A 17563-nucleotide genomic window follows, 5' to 3' on the forward strand; every position below is an offset into this window, starting at 1 on the left:
GTCGATGGGGCCGAGCGGTACCTCCGGCGGGTACGGCTACTGACCGAGCCGCTCGAGTTCTACTTCCTCGACGGCACCGGACACCGCCGCATTTAGGTCGACGCCGAGCCATCCCGTTGCCGTCGCACCTCAAGTGGCTACGAGGGATCGGGCAATAGCGGGCTGGCCTGCCCGTTCCGCCTGATGGCCGGGGCGTCGCGGGCTCGGGTCGCGACAGCGAACACCAGCGCTCTGGCCTTGCGTTTCTCACGGTCGTAGCGAGCCGGGTCCTCCTGGCGTTAGCCCTCGATTTGAGCGTGGGCAGGACGTCCTTGCTGACCGCGACGATAAAAGTCTCCGGTACTCGAGCCCCTTGAACCGGTGCACGGTACCGATGTGGACCTGACCAATATGAACGAGGTATGGCGCGACCTCCGTCTCGGTACGGCGCTTGGCCCCTCCCGGCCGCCGACCGTCTGCAGCGAGTGGTCTGCGTTGAACCCAGGCACGCAATGTGCACTGTTCGCGGTCGAGGCGGACTTGTCCTCTGCGCTACTCGCCGACGTCACGATCTAGGCGTTGCCGCATCGGCGTCGGCCGTCTCTTCCGGGTCGACCTCATCCGAGGCGTCGACGGTACGTCGGTACTCCGGGTGGTCCTTGTCCATCTGGATGGCTAGATGCACCGGGGCGGGATAACGGGTGCGACCCTCCCACGACAGGGCGTGGTGGCACAGCCTGGCGGCGAGCACGGCGTAACGCAGCGGGTCACCCTCACAGTGGGCGACGTAGATCTCGGTCGTGGTGTGCGAATACCAGGTCTTGCGTTGCTCCGCGCCTTGAGCGCTCCACCGGGTGTACTTGCTTCCGGCGCGGCTGTGAACCGATGAACCGTCGAACTGCCGGGGGACGTTCGCCAGGATCCAGGTGCCGGTTCCGCCATCGAGTTGGTAGAGCGCTCGAGTCGTTTTGGTCACGCTTTCCACGGACACGCCGTCGACGATGGTGGTCCGGCTGACCTGAACGGGGCGTGGAATGCCGGAGGAGGCCGAGGTGACGCGGACGACCGCGCGGGGACGGTGGGCGGTTTTCCAGCCCATGCCGGGAAGCGGCGGACGCCCATCGATCAGACCGGAGGCGTCGGGCTTCTGTTCGAGGTTCTTGTTGGCCAGCCGAGGCCAGAGGGTGCGGGCGTTCTCTCCGGAGACGAACAGAACATAACCGGCAACGGGTGCGGGAAGGTGGCCGCGGAGCTGATCGAGCGCGACGTCGATCGCGGCGACGAGCTCGGAGTCCTTACGCCGGCCCTCGGGGAGGCCGTTGGCGCGGAAAGCCACGTTGGCGTCGGTGTAGTCAACCCATCCGGAGTGGCCTTCGGTCGGGTGGGCCTTGGCGGCGAAGGCTTTGACCCGCCAGTACCCCCGATCGGGGATGATGGCTACCAGCGACCAGCTCAGGCGCGGCTTGCCGAATTTGCGGAGTTGGCCGCGCTGTTCCCGGACGTTGAGACCGACATAGGCGAGCGGCTCGGTGGTACCCCACTGACCGTAGGCGAGCGCGCGGCCGAGTCGGGGGTGGACCAGACCGGCCACGCGCAGCATGTCGGCGAGGGCATTGTGCCCGGCGTGATCTCGCTTCAGTTGCGTGCCGAGCACGGAGAGCGGGTCGGGCTCCGCCTGCTCCGGGAGGCCGGGAGCCGGTGCGAGCGGGTCGGTGACGTCGTCGTCTGTCGTCGCTCCGTCGGCGGCGGAATCGTCAGCACGGCCGACGCTGTCGGACTCGACCGGGTTGGGGGCGGTAGCCAGGAACTGCGCTGCGACCCCCTGCTCGGCGAGGAGTCGGTTGACCTCCGGTTTGGCATCGGTCAGGTCCGGGCTCACGACCGCACTGTCCTTGCGCCGGGCCAGCTTGCGGAGCTTCGCCCACTCGGCCTCGTCATAGTCGGTCTCACACATCGCCACGACCCGGGTCCCGACCGGCGCGTCCAGCCCGACGAGCTCATCAACCAGTGCTCGGCGTTTGTCATGGTCGCCGTGGTCGAGCAGATCCGCGGCGGGTTGCATGATGACCTCGACCCGCTCGGCCAATCGGACCGGCTGTCCGGCGCCGATGCCCTGATCGGCGAGGTCCGGGCGGGCGAAGTGATAGGCGAGCAGGCGTTGGATGCGGCCGCGGGTGTGTTCGTTCCGGTAGAGGGCCAGGATCCGCAGGTTCTGGCAGCCGGCGGCGGCGATGATGGCCGGCAGCTCGTCGGGATGGAGCAGCTCGGTGTCGCGGCCCTGATCGAGGGTGCGGCGGGCGGCGTTGGAGAACTGATGGCCGGCGACGTTGTGCGCGGTGACCGGTGGCGTGTCCAGTGCCGTGGTGAAATGACCGCTGAGTTCGCGGACCAGGTGCATTCCGACGCCGCGTCCGACAGGGAAGCGCACCGACTTGGGCACGAGGGCGCGTACCGGGCTGTTCGGGTCGGTGAGGTCGAACTCGCTCGCCACGATCGGAGCCGGTTGTGCTCGCAGCTGTGAGAACACGCGCAGAGCGACCCGTGAGGAGTACTCGACCGCGGACTTCTCGAGCCCGATGGCGAGTAGAGGCGCCGTCGGGTCGTTGGGTGCGAGCCAGGCGTTGCCTGCGGCGTTGGCCCATCGGGTCAGACGCGACGCCTGTGGTTCGACGACGACGACCGGCCTGCGGATCCAGGGGAACGTCTGCATCGTCAGCACGACGCGCAACGCGGCGTACGAGGGAGGGTCATCGGCCTTCCAGCGGCCCTCCCAGAGCAACTGGGGGTCCCAGGCGATCAGGTTGCCGTCGGTGTCGGCGCGCAGGCTGATGGTCTTGCCGTCGATGGTCCAGGACGTCCTGGCGATCCGTTGGGCGATTTCCCAGGTGGCTGCCGAGTACACCCAATCCGGTGCGTCGGGTTGGCTGCCGTGGTGGACGACATGCTCGATGAGACGGGATTTCCTCGGGCGTACGGCACTGATCAGGTCAGCGAGCTTGCTGACGAAGGAGAACCGGATGTCGGTGTCGGGGATCCTCAGGACGACCTGATTCCATACGGTGATCGCGTCGTGGAGGTCGGCGGCCTTGAGGGGGACGCGGCTGATCATCCGGTGTGGTGGGGCGGTCTTCGAGGTCGGATCAAAGTTCAGGCTGGTCTTCCCGACGGCGCGCAGGGCGGTCGCCAATCCGGCGTAGGGCAAGTTGGCGTCGGAGCCGGTGGCTGCGTAGAAGTCCTCGCGGGCCTCGTCCCACGCGTCGCGGACCTTTTCGGGGAAGTCGTAGATCCATACCTCGCCGGCCAGCTCGGTGGTGAGGGGGTAGGCGAGCAGGGTCAGCTCGTCGGGTCCGGTGGTCACGTGCGCTCCTGACGGGATGAGGTGTCGTCGATGCCGGCGAACTCCAGCCATGAGCCCAGCGTCGATCCGTAGATACGGTCGAGTGCGGCCTGATCGTGCGGGGTCAGGCTGGTGTAGTAGTAGCGGAGCAGGCTCGGCAGGTCGCTACCGAGGCTCGGGTCGTGGAAGGCGTTGTCGACCAGGTACAGCTTCACCGGGGTGCCACCCCGGCGGGCCCGGCCGGCGAGCTGGATGAGGTCGACGAGCATGCCGGCGATGGCTTCGGATTTGAGATAGCGGGGCAGCCGGCTGAAGCGAGGGGCGCTACCCAGCAATGTGTACAGCCGGCGAAATGCGGCCCGTCGCTGTTGGGCGAGGACACCCACGGGATCGGCGCCGGGCTCACCCACCGCGAGCGCGTGGGCGTTGACGCTGGCGAGGATCTCCGCGGGGGCGTTGAGCTGCAGAACTGGCCGGACGCATACCCAGATCGACGCGAGCGCGGAGCGTTGGCTACCCGGTACGAGGATGTTGAGGCCGCGCGCGACCAGGCTCAACGGTGCGGTGCAGACCTTTACCGCCGGGTGGTTGCGGGGCAGATCCTCGAGGTCGTCGACGGTGATGCGGACGACCCCGGCGGGAATCGCGGCGGCGATGGGTCCGGGTTCCTTCCGGACGACGACGGCGACCCAGCCGGGCTCGGGGACCTGACGAGCGATGCTCGTACCCAGCAGTGCAGCGTGGTCGTAGGAGTTGCCGACCAGCAGGCATCGTTCGCGATCGGGGTCGGTCTCGGCTAGGTCGCGGAGATGGGCATCGAGTCGCTGCTCCCACAGCACCCGCCCGAGGTCCTGGATCACGTGGGCCTTGCGCTGCTCGATCTGGCCCCCCACCGTGAGTGGCCGCTGCTCGTCGTCGAGCGCTTGACCGGGCAGGGTGGTGAACGCGCCGTCGGCGGCGTCGGTCATGGCGTAGGTCGGGTCGGCCCGGATGTGTTCGCGGGCCGCTCCCGGGAAGAACGCGGTCGCCGACAGCCCCAGTACGACTCGGCGCACACCGGCGGCGGCCAGAGCCACGACATCGCCGAGCTGGGCGACAGTGGTGTGCGGGTCACCGGCGATCGCCTGCACGGACAGCTGTCCGCGCGGCGCGCCGTCGCCGGCACGGTCGACGCGGAAGCCGAACAGCAGGTACCCGAGCGGGCCGTAAGGGATGGTGGCGTGCTGCACGAACGTGCCCAGCTGCTCGATCAGCGCACGAGCGGCAGGGAGGTCCGTGTCCGGCGCGCCGACCGCGTAGGTGAGGGCGGTCAGCGCCTGATGCAGGGCTCCGAGCCAGGTACGGACGAGTAGCGCATTGACGACCTCGCGGCGCACCTCGTCCGGCGTCGGCTCCTTCTTCGGAGGCCGGCTCGACCTCTCCGGCTCGGATGACCGCTGAGCTGCCTGCGGTCTTCCCGCCGTCGGCAAGAGCCTCTTGACGACCGGGTGCAGGTCGTCCTTGACCTCGCGGATCCGGTCGACGCCGTCGTCATTGCTGACCAAGGTGCGCAGGAGCGCCGCGACGGCCGTCAGATCGTCGGACAACACCACGCCCGGGTTCGGGCTGTTGTCGGGAAACAGCGCGTTGAACTGCTCGTAGGTACTGGCCGGAACGTCCTCGATGGCTTTGTCTACGCCGAACAACTGCATCAGCAGCAACCGGTCGTTCGAGCCCGGAATGTGCCAGCCGGAACCGTTCCGGTGCTCGCCGTCGTCCAGCCATCGGGCGCTCTCCAGCCACAGGTCGCCCTCGAGCACGTAGTTGAGGAACTGGTCGGCGAGGAAGGCCGTGCGTGACAGTGGGGGGAGGACGTCTCGGTCCTGGCCGGGCAGCAGCATCGTGCGCTGGGCGTTGAGCTGGGCCAGCGGCAGGTCGGACAGGCCGGTGTTGGCAGAGATGACGAGATGGCGAGCGCCGGTGTCGAACATCCCGCTTTGAAGCCGGTCGATTTCGTCCACGACCAACACCGGACAACGGCGGGCCAGCAGCTCGAGGACGCCGATCCGTGCGTATTCCACGCCGTCGATGCTGACCGGCACCCGGATGGTGCCGTGGACGAGATTGTGGTGGTTGGTGACGACGATGTCGGCGGTGGACGCGTCCCGGACGCCACGGTGCCGGTCGCACACGCTCAGCCGCGGACAGGCGTGCCGCTGAGGCTTGGTCTTCTTCGCGGTGCCAGGCGCGTGTGGGAGCAGCGAAGTGCACGGCTCGCTGCCCGGCTCGGGAGCCGGCCCGTCGACCAGAAAGGCCGGCAGGGTGCATCCATAGGCGAGCCGGTCGAATCGATCCCACTCGCCGCGGGAGGCAGCATGCACTGCCTTCTCGTGAACCCTGGCCGCGGAGATCAGGACGGCGCAGGTCAACGGGCTGCCCAGAGCGCTCAGGTCACCGCGGAGCTCGTCGGCCGCGCGCTGGGCGCGCGCATCCTGTTCGGCGATCTTCTCAGCGGTGTCCTGCGCTTCGTTGATGGTGCCGACAACGAGTGCGACGGGGATTCCCCGTCGCGCCAGGTGGATGGCGAGCAGCCGGGTCAGCACGCTCTTGCCTACGCCCGTGGGGGCATTGAGCAGTTGGATCTTGCCGCTGGCCAGTAGAAGCGTGGCAACGGCGGCGTCGCCCGCGTCCTTGAGGCCACCGAACAGACTCTCGAGTACCTCGCGCTGCCAGGGCGTTCCGCGGCCGGCCTCGTCCAGTTCGTCGGCCAACGCGTTGAGCTCGCCCTTGGTGATCTTCACCGTGTCCACCGCCGGCGCGGTGGTGACCAGGAGGGGTGCGACGCCGAGGGAGGCCGCGTGCCGGGGTAGATCGACCACGGACTCCGACCGCCACCCGAAACTCCAGCGGCCGCTGCCGGCCACGGGTAGTGGCCGGCGGGTATGCGCATACTTCGCCTCGGCCTCGTCAAGCAGTCGTTCGGCGAGTTCCAGGGGCCGCTGCCCATGGCGGGGTACGAGGTAAGTCACCTCGGAGCGCGGCACCCCGGCCGGTGCGGCATAGGGGCTGTCCGGCCGGTACACGAGGTCGCGGGCGGCCTTGACGAACTTGGCATACGAACCGAGCTCGTTGTTCCGGATCCGCAGGAACCTCCCCACCACGCGGCGGACAAGGTCGGGCTGACGCTCCCAGGCGTCCCAAAGGTCTACCCGCCCGGAGGCGAAAACGTGGGCGTGGTCGAGCGACGCCGTCGGTCTGCCGGACTGATCGCCGGCCGGAAAGAGCGCTTCCGCCAGCGCGCACGCGATCTGCGTGGCCAACTCCTGTAGCCCGGGCCCGGCCGCGGTCATCGCTGCCCCGCCTTCGCCGCGTCGAGTTCGGCCTTCAGACCGGACGCGGTCAACACCCGGTAGCCGCTTCGACCGATCATTTTCTGGAGCAGTTCCCGTCCGTTCGCCTGGTGGTCGGGGATGACGATGATGAGTCCGGGTTCAGGCGGCTCGGTGTCTTTGAGGGCATCGCCGAGCTTGGTCACTGATGCCCACGCTTTGGCGTCGACCTTCCAAGACCTCTTGTTCAACGTGATTTTCACGTCGTATCGGTCCTTGTGCGGCCACATCACCACCCTCGCGCCGAGAGATCGGGCATGGTCGCGCAGATTCCACTCCAGAAGTCCGGGAAGCGTGACGTAACGCCAGGTTGTCCGAGACAAGGCCAGGTGGTCGGCGGTGGCTGGAGTCGCCCGCACCGGCGTGGCGGCCGAACCGGCGGGTTCCACCTTCGGAGCGCGCTCCGGGTTGCGCTCGGCGTTACAGGTGTAGATCACGCCCTCCCGGGCGTGGGCCTCGCATCGGACCGCACGAACGGCGCCGGAGCCACTGACCCGCATGGGCCAGCGACAGCGCGGGCAGGCGAACCAGTGGCCACGCACCTGGCACCACGTCCGGGTGCTGACCGACTCATACAGATCTAGCTGGGACAACAACCCGTCCCAGACCCGGCGGAGCCGGGTCAACTCTCCGGACGGATGCTTGATCAGCAGGCCCCGGACCCGGGCGTACTCCTTGGCCGGGAGTCGCCGGAGGATTCCGTACGTGCGGCGTTCCTCCTGTTCCGCACTAACCCGCGCCCACGACCAGTGCTCGTCGAGAGCCGCCCGCGGCACGAGATGTTCCACGGCGACGTCAATGGTTTCGTCCAGCAGTTGGCCCGACTCGTCCAGCAGCACCAAGTCGGAAAGGTGGCCGGCCGCGAGATCGCCCGGTAGCAGCAGGCGCAACGGCCCGCTCAACCGCTGCCGGAAGTCGGTCATCGACAGCGGTTCGTCCGCACGACGCGCGGCCGACAGTACGCCCAGGCAGTCCATCAGGAGCTTTCCCCGCCGACCGGCGGACAAAGACTCGTCGCTCATCGCCGCGGCGGCCAGACAGCAGGCGGTGATCGACTGATCGCGCCGGACACGCTCGGCCTCGGACAGCGCGACACGCTGAGCCGACTCCCGAACCGACGTCATCACGGAAGCAGCCCCCGGCCGAGATCGTCGTTGATGATCTGCTCTCGCTCGTCCGGGCCGGCCCAATGCGCTCGGCTGCCCAGCGGCGTCCGTTCGACGACCAGCACGTGTTCGGCGATCTCGGCGATGGCCCGCATGTGGCTGATGACCGTGACCATGCGCCCGGACGTCGTGTGGCCGGCGAGTGCGTTGAGCGCGTCGCGGAGGACGCCCGAGTCGAGGGTGCCGAAGCCTTCGTCGAGGAACAGTGCGTCTACGCGGCCGGACGCCCTCCCGGCGAGTTCGACCACGGCCAAGGCCAACGCCAAGCTGGCTTGGAAGGTTTCTCCGCCCGACAGCGTCTTGACGCTCCGCGGGGAACCGGTTCCGGTGTCGATGATCTGGAAGTTCGCAGCGAAGCCGAGCTTCCCGCCGGAGATGGTCATCAGCAGGTGGTGGCCGATCGTGAGGAGGGTGTGCTGCCGCCGGCGGACTGCTTCGGCGACGAATTTGCCGTCGGCCAGCAATGTCACGAGGTCGGCGAGCGCGTCGACGGTGGGTGCGGCCGCGGTGATCCGCCGGTCGAGTTCGTCCGTCAGCGGCCGGTGGGCTCTGGCCGTCGCGATCTGGGCCGACGCGTTCGCGCGAGCGGTGTGGGCGTCCCGCACCAGTTGCTCGAGGTCGTCGTCGCTCTCCGCGTCGCAGCCCTTCATGACCAGATCGGCCCGGCGGCGCGCGGTCTCGGCCTCCGCCTGCGCGTCGGCGACCGCCTGCGCGCAGCCGTCGAGCAGAACCTGTGCCCGAGCGTCGGCCGTGGCTGCCCACGCGGCTTCCTCGGCCAGGCTGAGCTCCGGCGGGCAGGGTGCGGGTCGCTCGACGTCGAGTAGTTCCGCTGCCTCCTCCGCGCGGTCGAGCATCAGGCTGAGCTCGTGCCGAAGCTGATGGGCGGGTTCGGTGACACGGCGGGTGCGTTCCTGGTCGAGCCTATGCTCGGCGCGGTCATGTGACCGCAGCTCGCTATCCAGCGCCGCCACGTCGTCCTCGATCTGCCGTAGCTTGGCCTGATGCCGCTGGGCGCTGTCCAGGGCCTGGCGGACGTCCTCGATGCTCAACTCGCTGCCCGGGCGGAACGCCGCGGGCAAGCTCTGCGCGGCACGCGTGAGTCCGTCGATGCCCCGCGTCTGTTCCTCGCGCTGCTTCGTGAGCTCGTTCCGTCGCTGGGTGATCGCCTGCTCGCTTACGGGCAGTTGGGCGGCGGCTCGGGTGTGCACGTCATGCCGGCGCGCTTCCTCCTCCTCGGCTGCGCGTCGATCGTCGTCCGCGGTGTCCAGGGCGGTGAGCGTCGGGCCGAGCAGTTCTTCCTCGGATGCCATCGAATCCAGCGGCCCGAACCAGGGTTCGGCCCGGGCAACGGCCTGCGTGACGGCTTCGACCGCCTCGGCGTGGCCGCGGACCGCGGTGGCGAGGGTCTCGTGCTCGGTGCGGCGGGCGGCCTCCGCTGCCGTCGACGCGCGTGCCGTCGCCTCGGCCGCGGCCTTGCCCGCTCGCCGGACGGCGTCAGCCGTGGCCTCGACCGCGACGTGCGGTACCGGAGCGACGAAGTCGTCGGGCAGCGGAGAGACGCAGACCGGGCACGGGTCACCCGGACCGGATCCCTCGGCGGCGCTCACGGCGGCATGAGCCTTCAGAGCCTCCGCGTGTTCCTGCTCCCTGCGGATCCAGTCTGCATCGGCGGTCTCGGCCGCCCTTCTCGTTTCCTGGGCGCGGTTCCGGTCGGCCTCCAGATCCCGGCGGGCGGCCGCGATTCGCTGCTCGGCCTCGTCGCGATCGCTCTCGGCGAGACGCACCGCTTCCAGGCAGGTCACGGCTGACTGATGGTCGCGCGCCGCGACGTCGTACTCGTCGGAAGCGTCGGCTGCTGCCTCTCGTGCCTCGTCATACGACCGGGCGAGCGTGGCGAGTGCCGACCGGCGGCGACCGATCTCCTCCTCGGCGGCCTCGATCGCCGCGGCCTCGATCGCCAGCCGTTGATCTCGTCCCCGCAATTCCGGGATCTGATCGGCGAGCATCGCCAGCGTCGCCGTCATTCCAGCCAGCTCGGCGGCGCCGGTACCGGCACGGCCGGCCTCGTCGAGCTCGAGTCGCAGGGGATCACGACGCGCCACAGCTGCGGCGCGTTGATCGTCGAGGTCCCGCCGCCGCTCGGCGATCTCGGCATCGGCCCGTAGGAGCGCGTGGTAGCGCCCGTCGCCAGCCGGTCGGAGAGCCTCCGCCAACCGGGAGCGGGCGCGCTCGTAGGCGGCTTGTCGGGTCACCGCGCGGGCCTCCTGGACGGCCGAGGCTTCCACCTCTCGCTGGGCCGCCAGGTAGGTGTCCAGCCGCCGTTGGGCGATGTCCAGCCGGTCGCCGGCGTCGGCGAGAGCGGCGCCCGGGTCGGCGAGGAATTCGCCGCGGCGCAGGCGATAGGCCGTCAGCCGGCCGGCGAGGCGGGTGTGCACGGCCTGCGCATGGTCGCGAACGGTACTGATCTGGTCCAGGCCGAGGATCGACTTCAGGATCTTGCCGCGGTCGGTGTCGCCCATCCGCAAAAGTTCCTGGAACCGGCCCTGAGGAAGCATGACCGATTTGAGAAAAGCGCCGTAGTCCATGCCGATGATGCGTTTGATCTGTGCGGTGACGTCCCGAGCCCCGGTGGCGACGACCGCGCCGTCATCCACGCGGATCAGTCGATGCGTCGGCGCGGCCGCACGGGGCGTGGTCGATCGATCGACGCGCCAGACGGTGCCGGCGACGCTGAAGGTCAGCGAGACGGAGAGGGTGCCGTCGCCGCCATCGGCGACCAGGTCCGAGACGCTGCCGTCGGGCCAGCTGGGGCGGTTGTAGAGCGCGTAGCAGATCGCGTCGAGAATGGACGATTTCCCGGAGCCGGTGTCGCCGATGACGGCGACGAAGTCCTTTCCCGACAGGTCGAAGGTCTGCGGCTGCACGTAGGACCGGCATCCGCAGACGGTCAGAGATTCGGGCCTCACGCGGCACCGCCTTCCGGGACGGTGGGAACGGCGAAGGTGTCAAGATCTGGCGCGAGAAGTTGCTCGGCCGGTAGTTCAGGGACCTCGTCGTCAACGTGGGCGAGCAGCGTGCCGAACAGCTGCAGCACCTCGTCCGCGGGTGCGGATTTGGTTCCGCGTTCGGCGAGATAGTCCTTGAACAGAGAGAGATTGTCCGGTTCGGGGCCGACGGGCTCGTCGAGGGCCCGCAGGTCCAGATGGCGGTCAGCGGCGTTCTCCCCCCAATAGACGACCGTCGCGTGCGGCAGGAGGTCGTGGACCTGGCGGGCGAGATCGGGCTGGTGGTTCGGGGTGTCGATCACGATGTGACAGAGGGCGTCGCCGATGGTCGGGGCCTCTGCACGGAGGTCGTCGAGGGTGCCGGACACCCGGACGAGCCGTCGGCCGGCCCGCAGGGGAACCCGTCGGACACCCGTGGGGGTACCGGCCGCCAGCGTCACGACCACCGCGCTCTTGTCTTCGCCGGCTTCTCCGAAGTCCATCTGGAGGGGCGACCCCGCGTAGGCGCCGACGACCCTGCCCGGTAGTAGCTGTGGCTTGTGGATATGGCCGTAGGCGGCGTAGTTCACCGACGGGATCTGCTCCGGGTCGGTGAGGTAAAACACGCTGGTGTGCGTGGGGTTCTCCGACTTGGAGGTCAGCGTGCCGGAGACGTACTGATGGGCGGCGAAGACGGTGACGTCGCGCTCGGGGTCGACCGCCCCGCTCAGTTCGCGCATGAGGTCGTTCTGGAGACCGCCGATGTACTCGGCGTAGCTCTTTCGCCGGCCGGCCGGATCGTCCTGGATGTCGACAATGCGGTTGGCGGTGATGAACGGCAGTGCCGCGAGGTGAATTTGCCCGCCGTCGATCGGATAGTGCAAGACCGTGCCACGGCGCACCGCGTCCGCGTCGGCGACGAAGTGGATACGGCCGGTGTGCCGCAACATGCCGTGCAGCCAGGTGAGCAGGGCCGCCGAATCGTGGTTGCCGGCCACCACGACGACCGGGGCGATCGTCGCGAGTTCACTGAGGGCGTCGGTGGCCAGTCGCATGGCCGGCACCGGCGGCCGCTGCTGGTCGAAGAGATCGCCGGTGTTGAGGATCAGGTCGGGCTTTTCGTTCGCGGCCAGCTCGACGATCTCAGCGAGGACGGCTTGCTGATCGGGGAGCCGGGAGTGGCCCCACACGGTGCGGCCCAGGTGCCAGTCGGAGGTGTGCAGGATCTTGGCGGTCGGTGGAGTTGCCATTCGGTCGCTCTCAGGTGGGCTGCGCTGGCGCAGCTGGTCGACCGCTCGGCCGGATTTGGGCAAGCGGGTGGCGCGCGGCCCGCCCGGAAGCAATTGCGGGTCGTAGGTGGAGCTCCGTGCGCGTGCGTTAATCGGGGTCAGAACGAGCGGTGGTGCTAGGCGACCCGGATTCGGTGCTGAAGGAGGTGGTCCATCATGGTCTGGTTGGCCTCCCACCCATTGGGGAACTTCGGCCGGGTGTTGAGGGGTATCGGGTCGATCGAGGGGTGATCGTCGAGCAGTTCGCTGATGCCGTCGCGACCCACCACGATGCAGGCGTGGCGGTGGCGGGAGGTCAGGACGCAGAGCCGCCCGGACTCGAGGTGGAACGCGGTCGCGTCTCGCCGGCCGCTGAGCGGGTGAAGGACGAGTACGACGTCGAACTCGGCGCCCTGCAGTCGGTTCGCGGTGTCGACGCGCACCGCGTCGCGCCCGACGCGCTCGAGCTCGTTCCGGATCGCTGCGACCTGGTCACGATGGGCGGCGCCGATAGCCACCCGGCCGGCTTGGAGGAGGGTTCCGTCGGGTTCGTCGCGGGATTCGAGCATCGCGCCTCGTTCCAGTACCCGATTGGCGAGTTCGACGACCGCGTGAATAGCTTCCGCGTCGGTTCGCAGCGTGTGACGTCGCGGGAGTTCGTAGTAGGCCCACCCGGCGTCCGCCGCCTGGTCGATCGCACGATCCGGCGGGGTGGCGAATCCTTCGGTGAGAAGCCGCATCCGTCGCGGACCCTGCGCGGGCGCCGCGCCGAAGGGAGCCAGCGGATAGAAGGCCGCCGATACCGGCCCGGCTGCCGACGGTGGCAGGCGCCAGGAATGCGGCAGCTGGAACACCGGCAGTTCTGGGTTACTGGAGAGGAGTGCCGCTACGGCGCTTTGTTGAGGATCCCACGGAAGTCCCGTCCACCGCTCGACGTCGACCACCGAGAAGGGATCGAGCTGGCCCGGGTCGCCGACGAAGAGCGCCCGATCGAACATCGGGGCGAGCCCCAGAAGGGTGTCCGAGCGCATCTGGTAGGCCTCGTCAACGATCGCCCAACGTTGCTGTGGGGGCACCGGTTCGCGCCACTTGGCAGCGGTACTCACCACGATGGACGCGCCACGCAGGTCGGCCAGACTCCGGCCGACGATGACGGTCGACGCGCGAGCAAGCGTGTCGCCTCGGTAGCTCCGGGCAACATAGCGGCCGATGGTCAGATCTGGCGCCGCCAGTCCGAGCTTGTCGACCAGATCGTCGACCTGGGAGTTGGTCTGCGCGACTACGCGAACGGCCTCGCCCTCTCGAGCCAGGTGCACCGCGGCGCGCACTACGGCACGCGACTTCCCGGCCCCGGGTGGGGAATCGAGGACGACGCCGCGCGACGGGCCGTGGACCAGCGCGTTGATGGCCTCGTCGACGGCGTCACCGCGGGGAGTCTCGGTCATGACCAGTCCTCCCGGGAATCCTCGTCCGTGACCGTGACCCGCGGCTCGCGCGGTCCTCCGTGGGTCCATGGGGTGTGTTCCGGGGCCGGCAACCTGGGACGCGTCCGGTACTCGGAGTCGAAGAGGCTGTAGGTCACTTCCTCACCTTCCGAGGGCAGCGAACCCGGTTCGGGCTCCCGCCGGTTCCCCATTCCCTCTGACAGTTCGAGCAGCAGCCGGAGTCGGCCGGACTCACTTCGTGCCGGTGGTTCGATCAGCTCGGCTTTCTGTTTGGGCCGGCGCGGGCTGCGCAGGCCGGTCTCTCCCTCGAGTAGCCGCACGGGATCATCGGTCTCGACGATGATCCGCGGCCGTTTGCTCTTGCCGACCCTCCGGCTCGGGAAAGTCTTGATCACCTCACCCACGAAGGCTTCGCCCGCCAACCGTGATTCGGCCATCACCAGGGGATCGTCGAGCGCGCGCTCCGCGTCGTAGTTCGCCTGCGCCTCCTCCAGCTGGTGCAGGTGCCTGGCAGCGACGACAGCCGAGTCACGCTTGGGCTGGGCCGTGGTTCCCTGCGCGATCCAGTCGGCGGTCCGCGTGAATTGCGCCAGTTCGCGAGACCATCGGTCCGCGACATGTCCCCCGGGCGGCTGCTGCGCGAGGAGGTCGATGGCGGTCCAGGTGTGTGTCCACGCCCCGACGAGCTGGGTTCGCAGCTGCTCCCGAATCAGCCTCTCGACCTGAGCTCGTTCGGCCTCATCGGAGCCCGAGCGCTGGTAGCGCTCGACCAGCCTGGCCAGGACCGTGTTGTCGAAGCCGGGGTCGGTCGACGGTCCGGCGGGTGGGTTCTCGAGCGGGTCCTCCGCCGCATCCGCGGCGTCGGCTCCGCTCTGCCCGTCGGGTGGCTGAATCCAGGCGAGCAGACTGCCGAGATGCTCGTCTTCGACCGCGCTCTGCCCCGTGGCCCAGTGCGCCGAGAGCGCGCTCGTAGCCGCGACCAGGAGATCGGATCCCGCGTACAGGGCCCGATCGGCGTAGTGAGTCAGCCACTTTCCCAGCGTGGGCACGTTGCCCGGCACGGGGTACGGACCGACCGGCCGGCGGAACCGTGTTGAGCGGCCGAGTAGCCGGACCAACTCCACACCGGCCCGGTTGGGAACCCAGATCTGCACCGCGTCCAGGCAACGCCATTCGGGCCTCGCGCCCCCCTTCACCGGGGCACGCCGTTGTTCTTTCCGGACGATCTCGGCCAGCATGATCCGCGCCAGCTGGTGCATGAAATCGAACCGCTGATCCCGGTTCCGTGGTTGGGCAACGGTCAGTAAATGCGGGTTCGCCCGGTCGGTCCCCACCATCGCCGCCATCGGCGCACCGGCTTCGCCGGCCATCTTCAGCGGCACCAAGACCAGTGGATCCTGGCTGACGTGCAGGTGCCTGACGGTGGTAAGCGGTTGAGCCACTCCCCTGTTCACCGCCCACGCGCGGGCGAGAGAGGTCAGGACGGTCACGCCGCACCACCGAGTGACGCGTCGCGGTAGGCCTGCGCCTGGCGGAGAAGCACCGCCTGTTCGAGCTGGTCGGGCGACGCCGCGCGGGTACCGCCGGCCAGGCCGACGACCTCTTCCACTGAGCACAAGCCACCGAGGTCATCGCGAACGTGTCGACCCAGGACCACCGTCGATCCGCGTTCCTCACGCCGGCAGAATTTCGCGAGCTCACAGGAATCGAGGCACTCGGGGCCGTACCGGGCGTCGATCATCCGCAGCACGCGCGTAAGCTCGCTGGCCGGGCGCGGATCGAGTCGCGCGGCGTCGCGCCACGGGTCCAGCGTGACGGCGGGCGGCAACGAGTCGAGGATCGACTCCAGCCGGTCCATCCGGGCCAGCATTCGCCGGACGGCTGCCACGTGATTCGTGACGTCGATCAGGACCGCCGTCGGCCTGTTGCTGAAGTTCTCCGGGCACACCAGCACCACACGCGGAGAAACCATCTGCTCGTCCGCTCCGCGAGACCTCAGGGTCTCGCGGAGAGCGTGAACGTAGACGGCCGCCTGCGTCTCGGCCGCGGCGAGCGCGGCCGCCGGCGCCTGCCCATCGATCACCGCGAACGACTTGATCTCGACGACGTAGAACTTCCCGTCGACGCGATAGGCCAGAACATCCGGTTCGGGAAAGACCGGGCTACCCGCAACCTCCAGCCGGAGCAGGGGATGATCGAACAGGGTGCGCTGTTCGGTCTCGGACGCCACCGCAATCAAATGCTTGGCGGTTTCCCGAGCCCGCACGCTGAGGCTTTCGTTCTCTCCGACCGTCTCTAAGTCCTGGTAGGGGACCTCCGCAATTTGTAGGCCGAGGACGTCCCGCAGCAAGGTCAGCAGTTCGGCACAGCCATTCGCCTTCACCTGCGCTTCGAATGCCATTCCTCGCGAGAGTGCGAACTGGGACTGCTCGGACGGCATCGGGAAACCGATCGCCGTTCCCAACTCGCTCTTACTGATGCCGGCCCCGTCCAACACACTCCGGCGACGACAGCCGGGTATGGCGGTGAGAGCAGCAATACCGCGAGCATCGAGTCTCTTGTGCTCACCCGACCCCCGCAGCGCGTCCAAACGCGCCTTGAGCTGATTCACGACCCTAGTCCTTCTCAGAGGGATATCGATCCCAGCAGAAGAACGCCTGCTACTGCTCCTTCGAGCGTAGAGAAGCCAAGCCCAGAGCAGAGCCGAACATCTGCTGATAATCGTCGAGCTGTTCACGCGCACGCCGCGAGGCCACTTCGCGTTGTGACCGATCCGCGTCGTAATGGATCTCCAGTTCCGCCCGGGCCGCACTTTCCACGACCTCCGGCGTCACCGTGTCGAGCGACCGTGCCCCCCCGGGGATATTGGCGGCGAACTGCCATAGCAGACGACGAACTGGCAGCGCGTCCCACCCGGAACCGCTCACCTGCTCCGATATCCGGATCGCCGCCGTGAGGAAGTGAACCCGAGGGCTCAGCGGCGCCACGATGCGAGCCGCCATCGGCCACGTCGACACGGCCAGAAGCCCCCGCGCCGGCGACAGTCGATCGGACGTCAACGCAGCACAGATGTAGTACGGCCGGCTGCCCGGAGCCTGCCGGAAAGACCTCTCCTCGTCGCGCCGGATGCTCGCGAACTGCGTACTCGACAGACCTCCGGCGAACACGGCGTTGCGCACCGCCGCGATGAGCTTCGGCGCAGCAGGCACCGTCAGGAACGTCAAAACCTGGTGCACCTGTTCTCGGACGGACACCAAGGGTGTGTCCGGTTCGGGGACGACCTCGTGGGTCTCCGGTCCGGTCGCCACCATGAGCGCCTCATCCCAGGCCTTCTCCGCACGGCGCAGCTCGGCCCTCAAGCGATTCGCGGCCGCTCGATCACCGGCTATCGCCGACCGACGAACCCCCCGGCGAAGTTCGTCGATCCGCTCCTCCAGAACCTCCATGGAGTCGGCCACGAGAGAACCGTACCCGACCCAGAGCGTTCCAGCAACTTCCAGAGATATCCAAATTCCAGAGTTATCGCGTCGGGCGGAGATCTGCTAGCGGGTCCAGTTGTCTCGGCGAGCTCACGCGCGGCCGCCCAACGCCGCCGCCGGAGGAGTTCCTCCTACACACCGGGCCCAAGATTGCTGTCGACACGCGCATGGCCGAACAGTCTCGCCATCTGAGCGGGGACAACGCCATATGCCATCCGTTCGCGCAAGGGCCTCCGGTGTAGGCCGAGCAGCATGGTCATGGACGGCTCGTCGAGCCAGCTGAGCCGGTCGATTCGTCCAGCCGTTAGGTCAATGACCGCGGTCCCGGATTGGACCCGACGAGAGGGAAAGCCCACGACCATGACCACTTCACCTAGCCCGTTTAGGCGTTTCGGTCGCCTGCCGGAAGGGTGTCCCCACCCGCGGTCGACGGCTCTAGCCTCAATACCGGTGACTTAGGGTCTTGGTGTCCGTTTGACCCGGTGAGGCTTGGTCGCTGGGATGATCGTCACGGCCGGTTTGGTTGGGGTGCTGGCG

9 protein-coding genes are annotated in these 17563 nt (G+C 68.4%); all 9 read right to left on the minus strand.

The genetic code is table 11. The features are described from left to right. Positions 1-544 precede the first annotated feature (544 nt). From ACIBZJ_RS42815 to ACIBZJ_RS42855, 9 genes are read right to left on the minus strand one after another with little or no spacing between them, the layout of a single operon-like run. Positions 545-3388: an RNaseH domain-containing protein gene (locus ACIBZJ_RS42815; protein ID WP_395939362.1), complete on the minus strand. Its 2844-nt coding sequence runs from the start codon at positions 3386-3388 to the stop codon at positions 545-547. Then, complete coding sequence (locus ACIBZJ_RS42820) at positions 3334-6645, minus strand: hypothetical protein (protein ID WP_395939363.1); 3312 nt, start codon at positions 6643-6645, stop codon at positions 3334-3336. The genes ACIBZJ_RS42815 and ACIBZJ_RS42820 overlap by 55 nt, the downstream gene beginning before the upstream one ends. Then, the gene (locus ACIBZJ_RS42825) at positions 6642-7808 is read right to left on the minus strand and encodes a hypothetical protein (RefSeq protein WP_395939364.1); all 1167 of its coding nucleotides are present in this window, start codon (positions 7806-7808) and stop codon (positions 6642-6644) included. The genes ACIBZJ_RS42820 and ACIBZJ_RS42825 overlap by 4 nt, the downstream gene beginning before the upstream one ends. Beyond that, a complete protein-coding gene (locus ACIBZJ_RS42830) occupies positions 7808-10816 on the minus strand; it encodes an AAA family ATPase (protein ID WP_395939365.1) in 3009 nt (1002 codons plus the stop codon). Before ACIBZJ_RS42830 ends, ACIBZJ_RS42825 begins: the two co-directional genes overlap by 1 nt. Continuing rightward, positions 10813-12300 carry an exonuclease SbcCD subunit D gene (locus ACIBZJ_RS42835; RefSeq protein WP_395939366.1) on the minus strand — a complete coding sequence of 496 codons (1488 nt, stop codon included), beginning with the start codon at positions 12298-12300 and terminating at the stop codon, positions 10813-10815. Before ACIBZJ_RS42835 ends, ACIBZJ_RS42830 begins: the two co-directional genes overlap by 4 nt. Continuing rightward, a complete protein-coding gene (locus ACIBZJ_RS42840; RefSeq protein ID WP_395939367.1) occupies positions 12240-13547 on the minus strand; it encodes an AAA family ATPase in 1308 nt (435 codons plus the stop codon). Before ACIBZJ_RS42840 ends, ACIBZJ_RS42835 begins: the two co-directional genes overlap by 61 nt. Continuing rightward, positions 13544-14989, minus strand: coding sequence for a hypothetical protein (locus tag ACIBZJ_RS42845; protein ID WP_395939368.1), 1446 nt, complete (start codon positions 14987-14989; stop codon positions 13544-13546). The genes ACIBZJ_RS42840 and ACIBZJ_RS42845 overlap by 4 nt, the downstream gene beginning before the upstream one ends. A 44-nt stretch (positions 14990-15033) precedes the next feature. Further along, entirely contained in the window at positions 15034-16158 is a 1125-nt protein-coding gene (locus ACIBZJ_RS42850; RefSeq protein WP_395939369.1) for a hypothetical protein, read from the minus strand. 49 nt (positions 16159-16207) lie between these two features. Further along, positions 16208-17005 (minus strand): hypothetical protein, encoded by a 798-nt coding sequence (locus tag ACIBZJ_RS42855; protein WP_395939370.1) that lies wholly within the window; start codon positions 17003-17005, stop codon positions 16208-16210. Positions 17006-17563 lie beyond the last annotated feature (558 nt).

This window comes from Cryptosporangium sp. NPDC051539 (assembly GCF_044454545.1).
In the GTDB taxonomy this organism is placed as follows: domain Bacteria; phylum Actinomycetota; class Actinomycetes; order Mycobacteriales; family Cryptosporangiaceae; genus Cryptosporangium.

Bases quoted from the DNA above. Each gene is read 5' to 3' on its own strand.
- ACIBZJ_RS42815 (WP_395939362.1), bottom strand. From the start codon at position 3,388: ATGGCTGGAGTTCGCCGGCATCGACGACACCTCATCCCGTCAGGAGCG.
- ACIBZJ_RS42820 (WP_395939363.1), bottom strand. From the start codon at position 6,645: ATGACCGCGGCCGGGCCCGGGCTACAGGAGTTGGCCACGCAGATCGCG.
- ACIBZJ_RS42825 (WP_395939364.1), bottom strand. From the start codon at position 7,808: ATGACGTCGGTTCGGGAGTCGGCTCAGCGTGTCGCGCTGTCCGAGGCC.
- ACIBZJ_RS42840 (WP_395939367.1), bottom strand. From the start codon at position 13,547: ATGACCGAGACTCCCCGCGGTGACGCCGTCGACGAGGCCATCAACGCG.